Genomic DNA, 22,163 nt, shown 5'->3' on the forward strand with positions numbered 1-22,163 from the left:
ATAGGCATAAAAAGCCGAGATGGTACGTGTGATTACGAAGTAACGGAGATAAAAATGCCGTTCACTTGGCTTAAGTGAACGGCATTACAGCGCGATGTTGGGTTTTTTACCTTCGGGCTCAAAATTTTGTACGGTGTTCAAACCCGTTTTAAGCCAACACCAAATGATTATCCCAACGCAGGCGATGAGATGGCAGCGGCGTTAACGTATGTGTATTGGCGGAATAATGCGCCAACATGCCCGTCTCGCTGCTAATCCAAGCTTGTTGCCCATCACTGGCGATGCCTGCAGGTCTGGCCATTGCCAGCGGGGCGAGTGCTGCTCCGCCACTATGCCAGCTGGCGATGGTATTGGCTTTTAGTGCGCTCACCAAAAAAGTATTGCCTACCGCTGCAATACTGGCGCCATAACCTTGCAGTCCATCGACCGGCTCAGCCAGCTGTAATTTCCCTTGGCTGAAGATGGCCAATAAAGGCGCATCACGCTGCGCGGCGGCACTCGTAGATTCAGCCTGTAAGGCAATCCCTAGACGGCCATCGGCGGCGCGCGCCAAATGGCGAATACTTAAGGTTTGATCTGGCAAGTGATAGGTATTGTTTAATCGCCCACTCGGCCAATCGAGCACTGCCAAATTGGGCTGCATTACAGCCAGATTTAATTTACGTCGTCCTGTTTCTGGCAACGTTAACACGCCGCCATTGGCTACTGCTAGTATCTTGCCCTGCTCAAGCCAAATCAACTCATGTGGGCCAATACCATGGCTAGGTATTTCACCAAGGCGTTGCAGCGTTTCCACCGAATATAAGCCCAATACACCTTGCCCTGTTTCACCATCGTTTTCGGTGGTAATCAGCGTTTTGCCATCGGGGGTCAATATGGCGTGACCAAAGAACTGCCGATCAAACTCAGCCTCGATCACTTGCAAAACCAAACCTTGCCGCCAATCAATTTTGGCCAACCACGCCCCTAAGCGCCGACTCACCACTATAGCTTGGCCGTTTGGCAACGGCACAATGCCATGCCCGCGACCGGGCAAACTCACCGCGGGCGCGGCAGCATCACCCAAAGAGTGCAATTGCCCTGGTACTTTACTGCGGGCATCATCCCAACTGGCACTTAGCAATAGCGGCGTACTGCTCGCCGAGTGTGGATTGGCCGCCCATAATGGCAAAGGCAAAGCCAAGGCAGTGAGTTGCAATAAAAACTGCCGCCGCGCCAGCATCAATCGCCATCCCCTTCGGTAAAGCCCAAACTTAAATCCAATTGCTCACCTACTTGATTTTGTAAGCGCGACTTTAATGCCTCCAACGCTTTACTACACGCCATCCGTGTTTTGGCGGCGCTTTGCGCCAGATTGCTCGGCACACTTTGGCAGGTGTTTTGCACTTTGGCTTGATCTAAGCGCACTTGCTGCGCCAAGCCACTTGCACCCTCGTGATCCAATCGTTGCGCCACCGCTTGCAGTGCCAAATTCATTCCACCCAATTGCGCCATAAATTGCGCATGGCTGCTGCCACTGCGCCACTCGGCAAATTGCTCAAGATTGACTTGCGCGGCGGTCGGCATCCGCTTGTGTAAACTGCCCATGCTCGAGATCAACAAATTAATATGTTCTGACAGCACATTCTCACGGAAAAACGGATTTTCTGCGCCCAATTCAGTGCGATAAATCAGCAACGGTTGATCGAGCACATGGCTCTGCTCGGCCACTTGTTGCGCCATTTTTTGCAAATACACGCAGCGCTCAGGCTGCTGAAGCTGCGCCAACTGCAATTGCGGTTGCGCATTACCCCACAATAAATACTCCATCGCCGGCAGTCCACGCGTGGCGGCATTGCGGCTATCGCCACTCACGATGGCCGCTTCTAAATCAGCCACACGGGTAGGCCGAAAATCGATTTTTCGCCCCAATCGCTCAAGCACCATTGGCCCCGCTGGCGCACCGTCCATTGCGCGCCAAGCTTGGCTGGTGCTTAACCAATCTTGCTTTACCACTTCAAGCTGCTTGGCATTGGGTGCGGCACACAATTGTGCCGTGGACTGCGCCAACGCATCGGCCGACTGCGTTAAAGCAATATGCCGTGGCCAATACGCCTGATCAAACCACGCGTGTGACCACGCCACATCCGGCACACTCGGCGCGGCTTGCGCGCAACCTGCCACGAGTAACAAACCCATCCACCGCATATAAAAGCCCCTCTGAATTCAACAACGGTTTAATCCCATAAAGCCACAACGGCGCTTACAGTGAATTTAAAAACTTCAGCAAATGCTCACGGTCAGCCGCACTAAGTTTCAGCACCGCTTGCCGACTCGGCTCTGCCTCGCCACCATGCCAGAGCACCGCCTCGAGCAAATTTCGTGCACGGCCATCGTGTAAATAACGCGTATGACCGTTTACGGTTTTAACTAAGCCCAAGCCCCACAACGGTGGTGTTTTCCATTGTTGGCCATTGGCTTTGCCATCGGGACGACCATCGGCCAAACCCGGCCCCATATCGTGCAGTAGCAAATCGGTGTAGGGATAAATCGTTTGGTTGGCCAGCTGAGGAATCGCGGCAAACTCACCGGTTCGATAACTGGGTGAATGGCAGCTCACACAATTGGCATCGCTAAAAATTTGTTTACCGCGCAATACATCGCTACTTTGAGCGTCGCGGCGGGTTGGCACCGCCAAGGTTTGCGAATAAAACGTCACCTGCGCCAATTTTTTATCGGCGATTTCTGGCTTGCCACCACTCGGCGCGCGCAAGCAATCTTTTTGCTTTGGCATACATTCTTCATGCGGGTTAACGCTAGAGGTAATGCCGATATCACCCAAAAACGCCCCCGCCGTTTGTTGCGCGACAGTGGCTACATTGGCTTTCCAACCAAAACGGCCTAACTCGGTTTTACCCGTCATCTCGTTTAAAACATAATTCGGCTGGCCCGCAATCCCTTGCCCTGCTTGCCGTTGGCGCTCAGCATTTTTTAAAATATCGGCCTCAGGTATTGCCTCCAACAGCCCTAGCCCAATCATCTGCGGGGCAATACGGGGCGAGAGCATGATGTCTTTATGCAGTGGGCCGTAGCCCAATTGATCAATACGGTAGTGAGGCTGCTGCAAACTATAGCGACTACCATCCGCAAACTGACCATGAAGCGAGGTGTATTTAATCTTAACGTGGCCTTCAGGCTTAACGCCCTGTACCGCGCGGTTATTGAGCTGGCCGCCATACACCGGATCGGGCTTTTGCCCTGGGATCGACAAACGCAGCAATAAAGCCATCGGCTGCTCTTGCTGAATTTCATTTTTAAAATCCGGTGGCGCGCCACGGCCATCAAGCGCATGGCAAGCGCCACATGAATTAGCCACAAAATGGGGCCCTAGCCCATCACGTGCCGTGGTCGATGCCGGAGCTTCGACCCATGGTTTTTTAAAAAACGAATTACCAACGACAAAATCAGTTTTTTGCGCGTCGTCTAAACCGGGAAATGGCAGCGAAAAAGCATTCCGGCCATGATCATCAATCGTACCCACGTCGCCACCGGGCAATTCTTCCAATGGATCATACGCCGCCAATAAGGCCACCCCTTCCACTGCGAGCACTGATCCGGCCAAGACACAGGCCATCAAGCTGAATTTGATTTTCATTTTTGCTTCTCTGTGAATGAGAAACCCTCAGCTGAAATCAGCTGAGGTTTTGGGCTTCACCATTAAAGCGATTAAACGCTGGTATTTAAACGCTTAATGCCCAACTCTTTAGCTGCGTTGACTAAGCTTTTGGTCTGCGCTTTTAAAGACTCAACCACCGCTTGCACACGTTTACGGCCAGCCGAATCTTTTTTACCGATGATTTCACGATCAAATGGCGCTTGAATCGCCTCGGCCGCTTTAACGCTGCTCGCCATGTCTTGGCTCACCGCTTCTGCTGCGGACGAGTTTTTTTGTGCGACTAAAGCACGCAAACTCGCGCCAGACACCACGTCACCTGAGCGGCGCACATAGCGCCCTTCCCAAACATTTTGAATCCCAGTGGCATTGGCCACAATATCGCGATGGGTATTGTCGGCAAAGCAAGAATGCTCGTCTTCTTGGTTTTGGGTATCCAGCGCCACTTCGATGCGCTCGCCCGCCAATTCACCACGGCTTAAAGTGCCTAAGCCAGTAATCATTTTTTTGATACTGTCTTGACCGCCTTTTTCAAATTGCGCGCGGTAGTTTTTTTGCCCTGCTTGCCATTGTTTTTCTACACTCGCCAGATCATCGACCAGCATCTGGGTAACGAGTTTTAAATATTGAGCGCGGCGCGGCGCATTGGCGGCGGTGGTGTAATCGGTAAATGAACGTTGCCCCGCACCGTCTTTACTCAAATCTTGGCCCCACAATAAAAACTCAATCGCGTGCCAGCCGGTGGCGACATTTTCTTCGCCGCCACGCTCATTCAAGCTACGCAATTTGGCTTCAGTAATGGGGGTTTTGCTATTAATAATGCCAGCTTTGCTTTTGCCTTTTACGCCATCGATATACGCCTCATCGAGCGGCCAAGCATTCACAAAGCCTTCGGGGCCAGTATCAGAATCAATCGGGCCGCCATAAAAACGAAATGCCTCAGTTTGTCCATACCATTCACGCGCCTCTAACCATGCAACTTGCGCTGCTTGTTGCGTTTGGGCGCTCGGCTGCGCGATAAAAGCATCAATTTTGCTTTGCATATTTTTGGCGCTGGCCAAACTATCTTGATAGCCCGCCGAAACAATCGTAGCGTATTGCTTCACTACCTCGTCTTGAGTGAGTTCAGCGGCAGACACCCACACCGAACACACACTCAACAGACAAGAAATCGCGATTTTTTTCATTTCACTTCCCTTTATTAATGGCATTCAGCACCAGCATAAAGCGTGGTGTTTTATCGGCTTAGATATTTATTAAGAATCATTACTATTTCGAGCGAATATACCCTAGTTGATAATCGTTATCAATAAAGGCTTTTGTCAGCTTAAATGACAACTCAACATCAAAGCCAATCAACCAAGCTGAATCCACTCGTAAAGATAAAACAAGGCCGCAAGCGAAAACGTCAGCGGCCTTGGGTATATCTCTTGAAGTACCATCGATACTGCGAAAGCGATCAATACCCCAGCACAGCTAAATCACAGTGGTGGGACTGCGCTTACCAAACGTATTTAAACGACGTAACCACACTGCGTGCATTGCCAAAGTAGCAATAGTTTTCGTCGTAGCATGAAGCGACATAGTCTTTATCAAATAGATTTTTGCCTGTAACTTGCAGCGAAGCACCCTTCATCTGGCTCCACCAAATGCCCATATCCACACTGAGCGACAGATCAAACAATGTCACCGCTGGTACTTCAAGTTGATTGGCGATATCGGCGTAGCTCTTACCTACATAACGCACCCCACCACCTAAACGCGCCCCATGGACTGGGGTGTAATTGAGCCATGCTGAAGCCAACTGCTCAGGCGATTGACGTGGGCGTTTACCTTCTTGTAGCGGATCGCCATTGCTGATCGACATTTTATTGAAGGTATAAGCCCCCAAGAAATGCAGATTCGGGCTAATGGCAAAGCGTGATTCCAGCTCTAGCCCTTTCGACGTCACTGTACCAACTGGCTCAAAATAATCCGCCCCTGGCACCATCCGCGCTAAATTGCTTTGCTTAAGATCGTAGACCGCAGCAGTAAAGAGCGTGCTTGGATTAGGTTGATACTTCAGCCCTGCTTCCCATTGTTTACCACGCGTAGGCACCAATACTTGGCCGGCTTGGTCCACATTACTACTTGGATCAAACGACTCGGCATAACTCACATAAGGCGCAATCCCGTTATCAAACAAATACAGCAAACCAAAACGGCTACTTGATTTACCCCCATCCCACTCGGTTTGCTTTTTGGTATCGGTATCTAGCGAGGTCGTTTTGGCTTGGTCATAACGAATCCCCGCAGTCAAACGCCACGCATCTAGGCTCAACTGATCTTGCAAGTAGTAGCCCAATTGAGAAAACTCGCGCACCCAATTTGATTTATCTTTATCGCTTACAGCGCTTTGGCCGTAGATAGGATCAAAGGCGTTAATATCCCCCACCGAGCCCCAACCCCAATAGCCTTCATTGTGCCGAGTTTGATAATCAATCCCCGTCACTAAATCATGAATCACCGCGCCGGTCGCAAACGAACCTTTAACACGGGTATCGACGGCTACGCCTCTAAGCTCTTCTTCTGAGAATGAATACCCACGCGACAAGGTATCACTGCCACTCCAACCCGATTGATACACTTGCGACAAATTAATATCCGGATGGGTGTAGCGGAAATTTTGTCTTAATTCCCACGCGGGGCTAAAGCGATAGGCAAATTGGTAGGCCAACATCTGCTGCTTTCTTTCAAAGCTATCGTCGTTGGGCTCGCCATCAAAAAAGGTACGGCTGACTTTTTTGCCATCGCGCGCCGCCACTGAGCCTTCGTACGGTATGCCGCTGTGGTAACCGCCTTCGGGATCATTTTGCAAATACGCTTGCAATAGCAAAGCGGTATCTTCGTTTGGTTTCCACAATAATTGCGGCATGATCGCTAGGCGTTTTTCAGTGGCGAAATCTTGCATACTGTCTGCCGTATGCCCAATCCCCGTGAGCCGATAGCTGAGTGTTTCGCTTAGACCGCCGGCCAAATCAAACGCCAAACTGCGCTCTTGATTAGTCCCTAAATCAACGCGAATTTCATTGTGGCTCGCCATTTGTGGCTGTTTACTCATTAAAGCCACCATGCCACCGGGCGCGGCATTGCCATACAACACCGACATCGGGCCACGCACTAAGTCAATCCGCTCAATAAAATACGGATCCACCTGAAACGCACTAAAACTCCCCGCATCCGACATCAAACGCATGCCGTCCAAAATCGTATTGGCCATGCTGGTATCGGCAAAGCCACGTAATGCGACATAGTCGTATCGCATCGCATTACCAAATAATCCAGTAAACGCCCCTGGCGAATAATCCAGCGCTTGCACCACGGTTTTTGGTCGTTGCGCTTCAATCTGCGCCTGAGTCACCACACTCACCGATTGCGCCAACTCATTTAAAGGCGTGGTGGTTTTGGTCGCAGCGCGGCTATCCCATGTCGTCCAATCGCTCGGCGACTGAGTTTGGTTTAGTTCATTGCCTTCAACCTTTACCTCAGCCAACAAGGCGGCATCACTGGCCAATAGTGGCCCCGCCAAGACCAACACCCCTGCTGCGCACAAGGTTTGCACCACCGAACGCACTTTCCAACTTGCTTGTTTCATAGCTTCCTCAATGTGAATCATCGGGGTTATCCTCCCCAGGAAAACCAATGATAATGATATTGATTATCATTGTCATTTAAGTTAATGTGTCATGCAACTAATTAGAGACGAGTGCCGACATCCAGTCGCACTACCCCCTTGGAGATGCGTATGCAAGAGCGGATTTACGATTTAATCGGCGTTGGAATTGGTCCATTCAACTTAAGCCTTGCTGCGCTCAGCGAGCCGATTGCCGATTTAGACGCGGTGTTTCTGGATATGGCCGATGGTTTTAACTGGCACCCGGGCTTGTTACTCAACCACGCGACGATGCAAACCTCGTTTATCGCCGACTTAGTAACCTTCGCCGATCCAACCAGCCCGTATAGTTTTTTAAACTTTGCGAAAAAAAGCGGTCGCTTGTATGCCTTTTACATCAAAGAAGACTTTTTCTTATTGCGGCAGGAGTACAACCAATATTGCCAATGGGTTGCGGCGCAACTAAGCAACATTCGCTTTCAGCAATTTGTTGAATACGCTCATTGGGACGAGCGACGCGCCTGCTATGTATTGAACTGCATCTCAACCCAAACAGGCGCTAGCAGCCAATACCTAACCAAAAAATTAGTATTGGGCACCGGCACCAAACCGCAGCTACCGGCGTGCTGCGAAGGGGTTCCGGTGGTGCATAGTGGGCAGTATGTTTACCAAAAAGACGCCCTGCGCAAGAAAAAACGCCTCGCCATTATTGGCAGTGGCCAAAGCGCCGCCGAGATTTATTTTGATTTACTGCAAGACGCCCAACAACACGGTTACCAAGTGGATTGGATTACCCGCTCAGCGCGATTTTTTCCTTTGGAATACACCAAACTCACGTTGGAAATGACCTCGCCCGATTACATCAATTATTTCCACGCACTACCGCAATCAGTTCGCACCCCATTGCTCGATTCACAAAAAGGCTTATACAAAGGCATAAATCGCTGCTTAATTAATGCCATTTTTGATGAGTTATACCGCCAAAGCCTTAGCGGCAAACCCCCAAGCCAGCTGGTATGCAATACCGAACTCACCGCCATCAAACCCCAAGCCGACGGGCACTACGCCCTCAAACTACACCACCAAGAAACCAATCAATCCAGCCAATGCCAATACGACGGCGTGATTATCGCCAGTGGTTATGCCTACCAAGAGCCCGCTTTTTTGCAAGGCATACATCAGCGCATTGTGCGCGATCAGCATGGGCAATTTGCCGTACGCCGCAACTACAGCATTGATCCGCATGGCAAAGAGATTTTTGTGCAAAACGCTGAACTTCACACCCACGGCTTGGCTGCGCCCGATCTGACGATGGCCTGCCATCGCAACGGCGTGATTTTGCAAGAAGTTTTGGGCTACGCCCCTTACTCCACTGAGCAAAAAGTGGCGTTTCAAACCTTTGGCAGCTTTGCCACTCAGAGTCAGGATTTGATATGGGCTTAAAATTTTGGCTGATCGCCATGACGGCCATCGCCGTAATTGCCGATTCAATGCTACTGCCGTTTTACCCGCAGTATTTCGCTGAGCGTTTTGGCGTCACCAATCCAGAACATATTGGTCTCTATACCGCGGCGATTTGCCTTACTGCAATGCTGGCGCTGCCTTTTTGGGCGCATTGGGTTAAAAAAGGCGGCACTTTACGACTATTACTTTGGACGCAACTCGCAGCAGGGCTGCTATGTATTGCGTGTAGCTTTACCAATAACTTGGTGGTGTTTTGGATTTTGTCTTTGGCGATGATTGTTTTCAAAGCCAGCTATTTATTGATTTATCCCTACCTGATGGCGTCAGAAGATGAGGCCAATCACGGCAGTACCATCGGTATTTTGTCCATCGTGGTGCATTTTGGGCATATCGGCGGCGCAGTGCTCGGTGGTTTTGCTCTCGCGCATTGGCCACTCGCCAGTATGTTTTTACTGATGGCCGTGGGTGATTTGGTACAAATCGTCGTGTGTGGCTACGTGATTTACGCTGGCCTTGAAGTAGCAACACTACCCAACGACACGCCGCAAGTTGCAATTAAAACCTCGCCGGGGATTTATCCACTGGGGATTTTGATGCTGCTGTTTTACTTCAGCGAATATCAAATCGTGCCGTTCTTCGTTCAATACTGGCAAGCCATCGAGCCCGCACACGGCGTTGAGCTTGCTGCATGGGTGTATGCCATTCCAGCAGGTGTTGGCTTATTGGCGCTGTGGTTTAACCACCAAATGCAAGACAGCAACTTTGCCAGCAAGGCCGGATTTTGTCTGGTTTTAGGCATTTCAGGCTTGATGCTACAAGGCACTGAGCAATCTTACTGGGTGTTATTTGGTCGGGTGTTATTTGGTTGGGCTTCATTCCAACTCACGGTGCGACTCGATGCGCTGATTTTTGAGAAAAGCCGCCCCGAGGCGTATGCCCACGACTATAGCAAGATCAATATCTTCCAGAATATCGGCGTACTGCTGTCGTATTACAGCGCAGGTTATTTAGTGGCCCTACATGGTTTAAGCGCGCCATTTTGGCTGGCTGCTGCGGGCTTATTGCTGACTTTATTGGTTTATCCATTGATTCAATCTAGCGCTGAGCTTGTTAATAGGAGAACTGCCGATGTCTTATCGTGATTTTGTCGAAAATCCGCTGCCTGCGGTGTTTAGCCATACGGTGCCGGGCATCGGTGATTTTCAGTTACAGCCTTTGCGTCGCAATGATTTTGAATTGATCCATCAGTGGGTAACCGCGCCACGGGCGCAGTTTTGGGGCATGCAAAACGCCACACAGCAAGACGTCGCTGAGTGCTATGGCCAGCAAATCGAGTCGCCCCATTGCTGGCCTTATCTGGCCTACTTTGCCGGAAAACCGGCATTTTTACTCGAAAGTTACAACCCAGCCCACGATGTCTTGGGCCAATACTACAGCGTCGCTCAGGGTGACATCGGCATGCATTTTTTAGTTGCTCCTGCCCAAGGCCCTGCGATTCATGGGTTCACCCACGCGGTGATGAATACCATTTTGACGTTTTTATTTAGCCATCCCGCCACCCAGCGCGTGGTGGTTGAGCCCGACGTGAACAATCAAAAGATTCACCCCCTCAATCGTGATGCTGGTTTTCAGTATTTACAGACCATCGCCTTACCCAGCAAAACCGCTTGGTTTGCTGTGTGCGAACGCCACCGTTTTTTGCCCCGCCCCGCCCAGGAGACTACCGTATGACTCGCCGTATTCCCGATTCGCAACTGGCTGACTGCCTTCACCTTAACCCTGTAGTTTGGCAGAAGGTTAATCGTTTATTAGTGCGTAAAGCCTTAAGCGAATTTGCTCATGAAGGGCTGATTACACCCAGCGCCATCGGCGCGGGCCAATACCAAATTCATAGCGACGATGCGCAAATCACGTACACCTTTAAAGCCACGATTTTATCGCTGAACCATTGGCATATTCCGCTGGACTCGATTGTGAAGCAATCGGCGAGCCAAACTCTGCCACTCGATGCGCTGCTGTTTATGATTGAGCTACGCGAAACGCTCAAACTCAAACCCAATGTTTTACCGGTTTATCTCGATGAAATCAGCAGCACACTCTATGGCAGCGCCTACAAACACGATCGCAATGCGCCCACGGCGCTAGAGCTGATTGACGCCGATTTTCAAGTGATTGAAACCGCGATGAGCGAAGGCCATCCGTGCTTTGTGGCCAACAATGGCCGCTTGGGATTTGATGCCAATGATTATCTGCGTTATGCGCCAGAGGCCGCGCATCCGTTCCAAATTGTGTGGCTGGCGGTTCATAAAGAGCGAGCCACTTTGTCATTGTCTGAAACACTCAATTACAACCAGTTGATCGAAGAAGAACTGGGCGCCGCGCAACTCATCGAATTTAACCAACAGCTATCGGCGCTTGGCCTTGATGCCAACGATTATTGGTTAATGCCGGCCCATCCGTGGCAATGGCAAAACAAACTCAGCATGGCGTTTGCCGCTGAAATCGCCCAACGCCAAATCGTCTTTTTAGGCCAAGGGGAAGACCTCTATCTGGCGCAGCAATCGATTCGCGCCTTTTTTAACCTGAGCGCACCGCATAAACGCTACGTCAAAACCGCGCTTTCAGTCCTAAATATGGGCTTTATGCGTGGCCTATCGCCCTACTATATGTTGGCCACGCCAGCGATTAACGATTGGGTGTATGCGCTGGTTGAAGGCGATGCTTATTTGCAAAGCAAAGGTTTTCATATCTTGCGCGAAGTGGCAGCGATTGGTTATCGCAACCCGTATTACGAAGCGGCGATGACTGAAAACAATGCCTACAAAAAAATGCTCGCTGCCCTTTGGCGTGAATGTCCGCTCACGCATTTGCGTGAGGGTGAAAAACTCATGACGATGACCGCGCTAGTTCATCTTGATAACCACGGCCGCGCACTGGTGGCTGAGCTGATTCAAGCCTCGGGCGTGAGTGTCGATCGCTGGATCAATGATTATCTGGAAGCGTATTTCGCGCCGCTGCTGCATTGCTTTTATCAGCACGATTTAATCTATATGCCACATGGTGAAAACCTGATTTTGGTACTCAAATCGCATCAAGTAGCACGTGTTTTGATGAAAGATATTGCCGAAGAAGTGGGTATTTTAAATCCAGCGGTTGAGCTACCCGAATTGATGCAGCGCGTTTCGACCCACATCCCTGATGAGATGAAAACACTATGCCTATTTATTGATGTATTTGATGGTTATTTACGCCATTTGGCCGCTATTTTAGCCGATCAATGCCAATACAGTGCTGAGCAATTTTGGCATGCGGTCGCGCGTTGCACTCACCGCTATCAAGCCAGCCAGCCGCAATTGCAAGCGCAATTTGCCCGCTACGATTTATTTGCCGACGACTTTGCGCATTCTTGCCTAAATCGTCTGCAAATGGCCAATAACACCCACATGCTGAACTTAGAGGACCCAGCAAGTGGGCTGCAAATGGCGGGGCGATTAATCAATCCTTTAGCCCAATGGCGTGACCCAGCCAGCACCAGCGAGTCGCAATAAACCTTATGGTGCAATCGGCATTAGAACAAATTGCCAACTCGTTCCCCGCCTTGCGGGGGCAGTTTGGCAACGCACGTGGCGAGCAAACTCAATTGGCACAGCAGCTGTTAACGCATTGGCAACAAGCGCAACCGCTTGCTGGGCCAGCCTATTGGCGTGCCCGCAGCTGGGGCATGCTAATTTGGCAACCCGCTTATTTAGCGGTGTTTGCCGTACATCAAGCCCACACGGCGATCAATCTCGATGGTTTATGGCAAGCAGAACAAGCCGGTATCACCAATGGATTTACGCTCAGTACCCAGCCGCTCGCCCAAGGTATGCCGAGCGACATCATCCACGCCGCCGCACAGTCTTTGCTGCGCTACCATCAGCAGCAATACGCCCATTTAAATGCCTTAACGCCTTATTCAGCACACCAAGCAGCATGCCTCACCGTCGACTGTGTGCTATCAGCCTTGATGTTGGTTTTTCCAGAGCACGAGGCCGACCATCCCGCGCTAACAAAAGCGAGCGAGCAATGGCTCACAGCGTTGCAATGGCTGCGCCATGGCAATTTGATGCCCATCTCCCTGCCCGATGATCGCTGCGTACCCGCGCTGAAACGCCAAGGTTGCTGCCAGCATTTTCGGCTACCCCAGCAAGAAGCCTGCAGCACCTGCCCACGTTGGCCGATGCCAATCCGGATCGAAAAAATCCGTCAGGAGCTACTGAGCCCCTAGGTATCTTCAGGCAAACCAATACCCATCTAACTCACCGACCTATACCTTTAAAGAACACATATGTATCAACTTAAAAACATTACCCTGCACCGTAATGGTCACGAAGTACTGCATATTGAGCAACTCGATTTGCCTGCCAATGGCCTCACCGTCGTATTGGGGCACAATGGCTCGGGCAAATCCACGCTTCTTAAAATGCTGGCTGGCCAATTCAAACCCGATCAAGGCCAAGTATTACTCAACCAAACAGAAATCAGCCGCCTTGCGCCACGAGCCTTGGCCAAACAAGTGGCGTATATGCCGCAGCAAATCCCACAACCAGCGCTACTTCAAGTGCGTGAATTGGTCGAGTTAGGACGCTTTGCTTGGCGTGGATTTTGGCAACCGTGGCAGGCCGATGACCAACAGCGAATCCAGCAAGCGATGCAAGCGGCGGATGTGAGTCATTTAGCTGAGCATGCTTTGGATGAAATCTCTGGTGGTGAGCGCCAGCGCGCATGGTTGGCGATGTTACTCGCGCAAAACGCCAATATGCTGTTACTCGATGAGCCCAGCTCAGCGCTCGATTTGGCGCATCAATATCAATTAATGACTTTATTACGCCAACAAACCGAACAACACACCTGTACGGTGATCGCGGTGCTACATGATTTAAATCTGGCATTGCGCTACGCCGATCGCATTTTGGCCTTACGCCACGGCCGAATTTGGTTTGATGGCACGCCGAGTGAGCTATTAAACCACCCCAAGTTAGACGATTTATACGGCATCGCGCTCGACATCTTGCCGCGTGAAGGCAAACACCCTGTGGCGGTGGTGGCATGAAGCGCCCAAGTTTAATGCAACTCAGTTTAATCATTGTGCTGCTGGCTTTGACGCACTTGCAATTGGCCACGCCGCTGTCAGTCACCGAGCAATGGCAGGCGTATTGGCAGCCCCAGCCGACCCACATAGAGCAGATTATTTTTCTCAACGCCGATTTACCTCGCACACTGCTAGCGATTTTGCTCGGTGCGGCCATGGCATTATCCGGCAGTTTGCTACAGCAACTGACACAAAACCCTTTAGCCTCACCGATGACATTGGGCATCTCTGCAGGCGCATGGTGCGCCATTGTGTTGGGCGGTATTTTGCTGCCGCAAATGCCGATTCCAATCGAATGGTTAGCCATGATTGGCAGTTTAGTGGCGCTGGGTTTACTTGGCACTTTAGCCGGTTGGCGGCAGCTGCATAGCTTGAGCGCATTATTGGCAGGCACGGCGCTAAATCTATTGCTCGGCAGTATTGCCGGCATCGCCGTGATGCTGAACGATCAATACAGCCGCTCTTTATTGGTATGGGGCGCTGGCGATTTGGCGCAAAACGATAGTCATTGGTTAAGCTGGGTCTGCATCCGACTATTGCCTGCACTTTTGATTCTGCCGTGGCTGTGCCGACCCTTGCAATTGCTGCAATTGGGCTCACATGCGGCGGCGGCTGCGGGATTAAATGTGCTTCGATTGGCAATCATCACCAGTTTGCTGGCGCTCTGGCTGAATGGTTTGGCCATTAGCGCCGTAGGCTTAATTGGCTTTATCAGCTTATTGGCCCCCGCCCTAGCCAGACTTTTAGGCGCCAGAAGCCCTGCTGAACAAATGAAGTATTCCGCGCTACTGGGCATGATGACTTTGCTTCTGGCCGATACCCTCGCGATGTATGCATCACAAGTTTTACCCGATATTTTGCCCAGCAGCGCTGCGGCTGGTTTATTGGGCGCGCCCTTATTGATTTACCTTTGCTTAAGACAGCCCTTAGCTGAAGGGGGTGAACTGGTGTCGCCACCGGCCCGGTCACGCCGAAAATTGCCGCTCTTATTGTGCTTGGCCGTGGGAGTCGTGGTGTTAGTACTGTGCGCGATCATCGGCCGCGATGGCATGGGGCAATGGGTTTGGTCTTGGCCCGAGGCGCAACTGTGGTCATTACGTTGGCCACGGCTACTTGCGGCTTGTGCTGCGGGTGTGGGTTTGGCGATTGCGGGGCTGATTTTGCAGCGCCTCTTTAACAATCCACTGGCCAGCCCCGATTTACTTGGTATTTCTTCGGGCGCCAGTTTGGGGATGTTGGCCGGTTTGGCTTTAGGCGCTAGCGCCTCACAATGGTGGTTTTCTGCGGGTGGTGCCGCGTTGATTTTATTGCTGCTGTGTTGGTTAGCGCCACGGCAAACACCTGCGCGACTGATTTTATTGGGTATTGGTCTGTCTTCTCTATTAGAGGCCGTATTGCAATTTGTGATGGCACAAGGCAATAACGATAGTTTTCAATTACTCAATTGGTTGGCTGGATCGAGCTACCACACCAGCGCCAATCAAGCGCTGCTGCTCAGTGGCTTAGTCATTTTACTTGGCCTATTCACCCTACCGGCAAGCCGCGTTTTAACTTTATTGCTACTGGGCGAAAGCCACGCCAGAAGCAACGGCCTGAATGTGCAGCGCACACGGTGGTTATTGTTATTGCTCGCGGGGGGGATCAGTTTGGTGATTAGCAGCCAATTTGGCCCCATGGCGTTTATTGGTTTGGTATTACCACAACTGGCCATCAAATTAGGCGCTAGGCGGATTCATTCACAACTGTGCTTAGCCAGCCTCTTGGGCGCGGTGATGTTAGGTTTGGCCGATTTAGCCAGCCGCACGGTGTTTTTCCCTGCGCAAATCCCCGTCGGCGCTTTGGGTTCCCTCGCTTGTGGCTGTTTATTGTTGCTGGCATTGCTGGCGCGCTCACGGAGCCAACACGCATGAAACACTTAAAATCTTTACTGTTATGCTGCTGCTTACTTCTGAGCACACCACTCTTTGCGGCGCCAAAGCGCATTATTACGCTCAGCTGGGAAGCCACCGAATACGTATTAGCACTGGGTGTTACCCCGCTGGCAATTGCCGATCGCAATGATTATCAACAATGGGTGATTGCACCAACACTGCCTGCTCAGGTGCTCGACGCAGGCGGTCGCTTAGAGCCAAATCTAGAGCGAATCTACGCGCTTAAGCCCGATCTCATCATCATCAATCCGGCACTGGCGGCCATGCAAGGCAATCTACAAAAAATTGCGCCGACGATATTACTCGATTCATTCAAAGCAGAGCACAATAACGCCGTCGCCGCGGAGCAATTGCAAAGGCAATTGGCAATACAACTTGAGCGCACCGAGCAACACACGGCGTTTATGCAACAACAGCAAGCCAAAATAGACGACCTGCGCAGGCTCATTACTGCGCGTTATGGCGCAAATCCACCGCCTGTGTGTGTGGTGCGGTTTGCATCGCCCACCAGTTTTTGGGCGTATGGCGAAAATTCAATGCCTGAAGCGGCGATGCACGCCTTGGGTTTACAAAATGCTTGTCCACAAGCTCGCACCGCATGGGGAACACGGCTAAGAAAAACGCCCGATCTGGCGCAAATCAAGCAGGGTTTATTGCTGCATATCGCGCCATTTGCTCGGCAAGCTGAATTGTTTCGTAGCCCCGTTTGGCAGGCACTACCCGTGGTCAAACAAAATGCAGTACTGGCGCTGCCACCGGTGTGGACACAAGGTGGAGTTTATTCAACCACGCGTTTGGCAGAAGTGATCACAGTGGCCTTGTTAAGTCATCAGCCTTAGGCAAGGCGAACGCAAAATCAACACGCAACTGACAATATTGCACCGCAAAGTGAAAGCCTGATCTATACACTACTTGACCCGCAGCACGATGTTAAGGGTGCATCTGAGCCGGCCTGCCAGACACAATCGGACGCCTTTGCGGTGTTGTAAAAATACAGAGGGCCACACCAAGCACTACCAAAGTTCGAAAAAAACTAAGCCTTTATTTACAATAATGTAGTCCATTTTTAATCCTCAGTTTCTGTGGACAATTTTGTGGGGAAGTGCTAAAAACGGGGCCAAAAGCGTGGTTTTGGTTTGATTTGTTTAGTTTGCCTAGATTTTAGGCAAAAACAATAACCACTAACAAATCAACAACTTAAAACCAACAAATGAACTACAACTTTAAAATATTATGCCAAGTGGCTTAGATTGGCGATTTTGTGGATTAATTAAGGCTGGATTCGCGTGAAAACTGATTTGTCAATAGCACAAAGTGCTGTATTTTCTGTCACGCAGCTGAATAGAAAAGTACGTACCCTTTTAGAGACAGGACTGCCGCAACTTTGGGTGGTTGGCGAGATTTCTAATTTTAAGCGTTACGATTCAGGGCATTGCTATTTCAGCCTTAAAGATGCGGGCGCGCAGGTGCGCTGCGTGATGTTTCGTAATCGGGCGGGTTTGCTCGATTTTCAGCCGCGCGAAGGTTTGCAAGTTGAAGCGCGGGCGATTGTGACTTTGTACGAAGCGCGCGGTGATTTTCAGCTCACCATCGAAGCGATGCGCCCGGCAGGTTTGGGCGCATTGTTTGAGCGCTTTGAAGCCCTTAAAAAGCAGCTCGCTAGCGAAGGCTTATTCGATCAAGATAATAAACGCCCACTACCGCAATACCCCAAGGCCATCGGCATTGTTACCTCGCCAGCGGCAGCGGCGCTACGCGATGTACTGAGTACCTTGGCGCGCCGCACCCCCAATACGCCGGTGATTTTATATCCAACGCCAGTGCAAGGGCTCGATGCCGCGCCGCAAATTGCCAATGCCATTCGCACCGCCAGCCAGCGCGACGAAGTGGACGTACTGATTGTGTGTCGCGGCGGCGGCAGCTTAGAAGACTTATGGTCGTTTAATGAGGAAGTTGTCGCGCGCGCCATTGCGGCGTGCAATATGCCGGTAGTGAGCGGCGTTGGCCATGAAACCGACTTTACCATTAGCGATTTTGCTGCCGATTTACGCGCCCCTACCCCAACTGCTGCGGCTGAACTGGTGAGCCGCAATCGGCAAGAACTCCTCAATTTATTACACCATCAGCAGCAACGCTTGGTTCGAGCGTTTGAGCGCGAGCTACACAATAAAATGCTGCAAGTCGATCAGCTTGGTCGCCGCTTACAGCACCCGGGGCAAAAACTCGCCCGCCAGCAAGCGCAGCTGCAATTACTGCGCAGCCGATTTACGCATCGCTTTCATAGCCAACTGATTGAGCGGCAAGCAGCCCTCAGCCGCTTGGCGCTGCGCCTGAAGCATCAATTGCCCAACGTACAACGCCAACAACTGCGCCTAGCGCAATTGCGCGCAGCATTGCAGCGCGCCATGCACGGCCAAATCCAAGCGCAGCGCCAGCAAATCGAGCAAGCCACACTCAAACTCCAACCGTGGAATCCACAAACAGTGTTAGCGCGCGGCTACGCGCTAGTGAGCCGAACCGATGGCACCCTCATTCGCCAAGCCAGCGAAGTACGCGCCGGTGACACGCTCAATGTGCAATTTGCCGACGAAAAAATCAGCGTCAACGTCAACCAAGGCGTGGTTGAGCAAAAAGAGTTGCCAATTTAACGGGGATGTTTTGGTTTGGCGTTGCTGCCGTGCCGTCGATACGAGGCTTAAAACCTCGCTCAAGCGCACCGAGCGCAAAAGCAAGACCAACAGCAGCATTTGGCTCGCGACAGGGCATAGCGGGCGATACACTCTGGCGCAGATTCTTAGCAATAGATCCACTGGGCACGAGAGACGGCACCCGACTCATTGGCGACAACAACAAAACCAACAATAGCACCGGTATTGTTCAAGCAGACTAGCTCCTCTGACACTTTAAGGTTAATCTCACGCGGTGTATCAAATCCTTAAAGTTGGAGTGTCAAATGCTTCCAAATGAAAAAATCCTTGCACGAAATAACGTCAAAATTATTGATGGTGATGGTCCAGTTCTTCTTTACGCCCATGGATTTGGTTGTAATCAAAATATGTGGGGTCGTGTAACTCCCGCGTTCCAGTCAACACACAAACAAGTTGTATTCGATTATGTTGGCAGCGGGAAATCCGATCTTGCTGCTTTTGATGCAGTCAAATATGGCAATCTCAGTGGCTACGCCCAAGACGTATTAGACATTTGCGACGCTTTAGATTTGAAAAGCGGAGTAACGTTCGTTGGGCATTCAGTGAGTTGCAGTATTGGCGTATTGGCGTCTATCGCCCGGCCAGAGCTATTTAACAAGTTGGTATTGCTTGGGCCTAACCCCTGCTTTATCAACCATGCACCGGAATACATGGGTGGCTTTGAAAAAGAAGACCTTGAGGGTTTGCTGGCCTTGATGGAACAGAACTACATCGGCTGGGCGAATTATTTGGCCCCCGTCGTTTCAGCGAAGGGGCAGGACAGTGTGGTTACGGCAGAACTATCAGATAGTTTTTGCTCAACTGACCCGACTGTAGCCAAAGTTTTTGCTAGGACGACTTTTTTCTCTGACAACAGAGCGGACCTCTCCAAAGTCAAAGTGCCTTGCCTGATTTTGCAGCACCGCACAGACACGCTGGCCCCCCTCAGTGTTGGGGAGTACATTCACGCCGAAATAGCAGGAAGCACCTTAAAAATCTTAGAAGTTCAAGGCCATTGTGCGCACATGGCTGAGCCTCTGCTCTTTATCGAGGCTATGCGTGATTTTGTCGGCACCTAGCAAAAGCGCTGACGCGCCAATTCCTTCATTTGACCAAATCCCCTGCCCTATATTAGTTACCGATAGTGCTGGCGTTGTTCAATCGTTGAATCAGGATCTGCTCCTACTTATTGGGAGTGACAAGGAACGCTGGTTAACAAAATCGATGGAACTTATGTTTCCGATGGCCAGCAGGATCTTCTTGCACACGCATGTCTGGCCGATGATTTTTCGAGATGGACAAGTAAGGGAAATCCGCTTACAGCTACTTGACTCTGGCGGCAACAGCTTGCCGGTTTTTGTGAATTGCCAGAAAACGAGCCAAGAAGGTATTGATCGGTTCACTTGGGTTCTATTTGTAACAATAGAGCGAAGTCGGTTCGAACAGGCGCTGCTGGAATCAAGACAGAGAACGGAGAATATTTCTACGGCGCTGACGAAAAGTGAAGCTTTCATACGAGGCGTGTTCGAAGCCACAAGCGAAGGCATTATGGTGACCGATTCGGATGCCACTATCATTTCCGTCAACCCCGCTTTTGCGAAGCTCACCGGCTACTCGCAAGAGGAAGTCATTGGACAGAACGCACGTATTCTCAAATCTGATCGACACGATGCGGATTTTTTTCTCGCGACGTTTGAAATCTTACAAAAAAATAAAATTTGGAATGGCGAAGTTTGGAGTCAGCGAAAAGACGGCTCTATTTTTCTAGGACAGTTATCCATATCTGCGATTTGCGACCAAAATGATGTAGTTTTGCAATATGTTGTTCTTTGTTCAGACATCACGGAAAGATGGGACAGAGAGCAACTGATTCATCAAATGGCATTACATGATGGACTGACGGGACTGCCAAATCGCACGCTTCTCATGGAAAGACTTGGCCAAATAATCGCCAAGTCGCAACGTGATTCGCGTCAGATCGCGCTGATGTTTCTGGATTTGGATGGATTCAAGAAGGTCAATGACACCTTGGGCCACTCAATCGGCGACGAGGTTTTGAAAACAGTCGCAACGCGGCTATCGAGCTTGCTCCGCAACACAGATACGGTAGCGCGACTTGGTGGCGATGAGTTTGTCCTCCTTCTGGATAACCCAGAGAACAGTGAAGCTATGGCGCAGATTGGTGCGCGGGTGATTTCTATCATGAATGAGCCAATGCAATTTGATAATGCAGAAGCTCATATTGGTGTATCCATCGGCATTGCCGTATTCAAGGACCGCACATCTTCCCCAGAAGCCTTACTCAAAAGAGCTGACGAGGCGATGTACGCAGCCAAGGCGGCAGGGAAAAATGTGTATCGCTTTGCCGAGTAAAAAATCGATTGACCTTTGAAAGCGGGCAAAGGCTTCTGCCGCGTTAAAACATTGCAAGCACGCACTTGGCCGATTTGTGACCACATCACGCTTGAAACAAACCCACAAAAGCAATAACGGCTACCCTTCTATCTAAAGCAATGGTATGGACGCACACGTACGTAAATGGAAATCAATGGGGTCAGACTCGATTGATTTCTAATTTTCCGTGGAATCAATCGAGTCTGACCCCTTTGATTTTCAACGACTTGAAGCACAGGTTAGACGATAAGCTTGCACATAATGTGCGAGTGATCTTTAAAACCTAGCTGCTCATAGAACTTGTGTGCTGATTGGTTAAAGGCCATAACTTCTAGTCTAATTTGCTCCGCGCCTTGCGAGGCAGCCCACTTGCTACAGGCTGACATCAGTTTTGTGCCAATGCCGGAAGCACGACATTTTTCGTCAACGACTATCGTCCCTACACGACATACCGGACAGCGAACTAGAAATGGTATTGTTTCGTTCTTAGTGATTATTGCCGTTAGAAACCCGACAACTTTATTTTCTATTTCGGCCACCAAAAACAGTCTTGATTTATCACTCAGCGCATTCTGTAAAAACGCTTTGTCAGCGGCGGAAGGCTTTGCAAATGCTTCTGGGGCATTTTCAAAATGAAAAACACCTATTTGCTCATTCAGCACCAACAATTCTTCTAAATCCGTTACTTCCGCTTCTCTGACTCTCATAGATCCCTTTGATGCCACTGCTTTCGGCTAACGTTTGAATTCATCGGCCTGCGCGGCTTTTTGCGCTGGTCCGATGGAATGATGGGTTAGCCCTCACGCGCCAAAATCTACTTGAGAACATAGCTCGCAAGAACCGCCTGAACCTCATAGATGCTCAGCTTCTTGTTGAATTGTTTTTGAATCGGTGCAGGTGTACCGGCAATCCAAATTTTCAACTCTGCATCGAGATCAAATGTTCCCGCTGTTTCGATGCTGAAGTGCGTGATGCTTCGGTACGGAATCGAGTGGTACTCGACTTTGCTGCCCGTAAGTCCCTGCTTGTCTACCAGCACAAAACGCTTGTTTGTAAAGACAAAGTAGTCGCGAATCAATTGATACGCGTGTTCAACAACTTCACCGGGCGCCAAGATCTGGCTGAACTCGGTTTGAATTTTTGCAGCGTCAATCTTTGACACATTGCCCATAAGGCCGTCAAGCAATCCCATGAAAGTCCCTTTTGTAGAAAAATTGTATTCTCGAACCAGCCAAGATTAAGGCAGTTACTG

18 protein-coding genes are annotated in these 22,163 nt (G+C 50.5%); 11 read left to right on the forward strand and 7 right to left on the reverse strand.

The window, feature by feature from the left end; all coding sequences use genetic code 11:
* Positions 1 to 148 precede the first annotated feature (148 nt).
* The 5 genes from Q0V82_RS09215 to Q0V82_RS09235 all read right to left on the reverse strand — a co-directional run bounded on the left by Q0V82_RS09215 (position 149) and on the right by Q0V82_RS09235 (position 7,286).
* Positions 149 to 1,222: a DUF1513 domain-containing protein gene (locus Q0V82_RS09215; RefSeq protein ID WP_297574969.1), complete on the reverse strand. Its 1,074-nt coding sequence runs from the start codon at positions 1,220 to 1,222 to the stop codon at positions 149 to 151.
* Positions 1,222 to 2,187, reverse strand: a complete 966-nt coding sequence (locus tag Q0V82_RS09220) for an imelysin family protein (protein WP_297574972.1) — start codon at positions 2,185 to 2,187, stop codon at positions 1,222 to 1,224. The genes Q0V82_RS09215 and Q0V82_RS09220 overlap by 1 nt, the downstream gene beginning before the upstream one ends.
* A gap of 55 nt (positions 2,188 to 2,242) precedes the next feature.
* Complete coding sequence (locus Q0V82_RS09225) at positions 2,243 to 3,634, reverse strand: di-heme oxidoredictase family protein (protein ID WP_297574974.1); 1,392 nt, start codon at positions 3,632 to 3,634, stop codon at positions 2,243 to 2,245.
* Positions 3,635 to 3,705: 71 nt separating this feature from the next.
* A complete protein-coding gene (locus tag Q0V82_RS09230; RefSeq protein ID WP_297574976.1) occupies positions 3,706 to 4,839 on the reverse strand; it encodes an imelysin family protein in 1,134 nt (377 codons plus the stop codon).
* Between the two features lie 314 nt (positions 4,840 to 5,153).
* Entirely contained in the window at positions 5,154 to 7,286 is a 2,133-nt protein-coding gene (locus Q0V82_RS09235) for a TonB-dependent siderophore receptor (protein WP_297574978.1), read from the reverse strand.
* Positions 7,287 to 7,436: 150 nt separating this feature from the next.
* On the opposite strand from Q0V82_RS09235, the gene Q0V82_RS09240 reads away from it, so the two are divergent.
* From Q0V82_RS09240 to Q0V82_RS09290, 11 genes are all read left to right on the forward strand, one after another.
* Entirely contained in the window at positions 7,437 to 8,747 is a 1,311-nt protein-coding gene (locus Q0V82_RS09240; RefSeq protein WP_297574981.1) for a lysine N(6)-hydroxylase/L-ornithine N(5)-oxygenase family protein, read from the forward strand.
* Complete coding sequence (locus Q0V82_RS09245; RefSeq protein ID WP_297574984.1) at positions 8,738 to 9,910, forward strand: MFS transporter; 1,173 nt, start codon at positions 8,738 to 8,740, stop codon at positions 9,908 to 9,910. Before Q0V82_RS09240 ends, Q0V82_RS09245 begins: the two co-directional genes overlap by 10 nt.
* Positions 9,897 to 10,499, forward strand: a complete 603-nt coding sequence (locus Q0V82_RS09250) for a GNAT family N-acetyltransferase (RefSeq protein ID WP_297574987.1) — start codon at positions 9,897 to 9,899, stop codon at positions 10,497 to 10,499. The genes Q0V82_RS09245 and Q0V82_RS09250 overlap by 14 nt, the downstream gene beginning before the upstream one ends.
* Entirely contained in the window at positions 10,496 to 12,316 is a 1,821-nt protein-coding gene (locus Q0V82_RS09255) for an IucA/IucC family siderophore biosynthesis protein (RefSeq protein ID WP_297574989.1), read from the forward strand. The genes Q0V82_RS09250 and Q0V82_RS09255 overlap by 4 nt, the downstream gene beginning before the upstream one ends.
* 5 nt (positions 12,317 to 12,321) lie before the next feature.
* On the forward strand, positions 12,322 to 13,035 hold the full coding sequence (locus Q0V82_RS09260; protein WP_297574992.1) for a siderophore ferric iron reductase: 714 nt from the start codon (positions 12,322 to 12,324) through the stop codon (positions 13,033 to 13,035).
* A gap of 60 nt (positions 13,036 to 13,095) precedes the next feature.
* Complete coding sequence (locus tag Q0V82_RS09265) at positions 13,096 to 13,860, forward strand: ABC transporter ATP-binding protein (protein WP_297574994.1); 765 nt, start codon at positions 13,096 to 13,098, stop codon at positions 13,858 to 13,860.
* Positions 13,857 to 15,809, forward strand: coding sequence for a Fe(3+)-hydroxamate ABC transporter permease FhuB (fhuB, locus tag Q0V82_RS09270; RefSeq protein ID WP_297574997.1), 1,953 nt, complete (start codon positions 13,857 to 13,859; stop codon positions 15,807 to 15,809). Before Q0V82_RS09265 ends, fhuB begins: the two co-directional genes overlap by 4 nt.
* On the forward strand, positions 15,806 to 16,669 hold the full coding sequence (locus Q0V82_RS09275; protein ID WP_297574999.1) for an iron-siderophore ABC transporter substrate-binding protein: 864 nt from the start codon (positions 15,806 to 15,808) through the stop codon (positions 16,667 to 16,669). The genes fhuB and Q0V82_RS09275 overlap by 4 nt, the downstream gene beginning before the upstream one ends.
* A 447-nt stretch (positions 16,670 to 17,116) precedes the next feature.
* Positions 17,117 to 18,478, forward strand: a complete 1,362-nt coding sequence (xseA, locus tag Q0V82_RS09280) for an exodeoxyribonuclease VII large subunit (protein WP_297575001.1) — start codon at positions 17,117 to 17,119, stop codon at positions 18,476 to 18,478.
* 305 nt (positions 18,479 to 18,783) lie between these two features.
* A complete protein-coding gene (locus Q0V82_RS09285; RefSeq protein ID WP_297575003.1) occupies positions 18,784 to 19,596 on the forward strand; it encodes an alpha/beta fold hydrolase in 813 nt (270 codons plus the stop codon).
* Positions 19,577 to 20,890, forward strand: a complete 1,314-nt coding sequence (locus tag Q0V82_RS09290; protein ID WP_297575006.1) for a sensor domain-containing diguanylate cyclase — start codon at positions 19,577 to 19,579, stop codon at positions 20,888 to 20,890. Before Q0V82_RS09285 ends, Q0V82_RS09290 begins: the two co-directional genes overlap by 20 nt.
* A 260-nt stretch (positions 20,891 to 21,150) precedes the next feature.
* Here the strand turns inward: Q0V82_RS09290 and Q0V82_RS09295 are convergent, their stop codons facing one another.
* Both Q0V82_RS09295 and Q0V82_RS09300 read right to left on the reverse strand, forming a co-directional pair.
* Positions 21,151 to 21,618, reverse strand: a complete 468-nt coding sequence (locus Q0V82_RS09295) for a GNAT family N-acetyltransferase (protein WP_297575008.1) — start codon at positions 21,616 to 21,618, stop codon at positions 21,151 to 21,153.
* Positions 21,619 to 21,725: 107 nt separating this feature from the next.
* Entirely contained in the window at positions 21,726 to 22,103 is a 378-nt protein-coding gene (locus Q0V82_RS09300; RefSeq protein ID WP_297575010.1) for a PH domain-containing protein, read from the reverse strand.
* Positions 22,104 to 22,163 lie beyond the last annotated feature (60 nt).

This window comes from uncultured Deefgea sp., assembly GCF_947072475.1.
Lineage (GTDB): Bacteria > Pseudomonadota > Gammaproteobacteria > Burkholderiales > Chitinibacteraceae > Deefgea.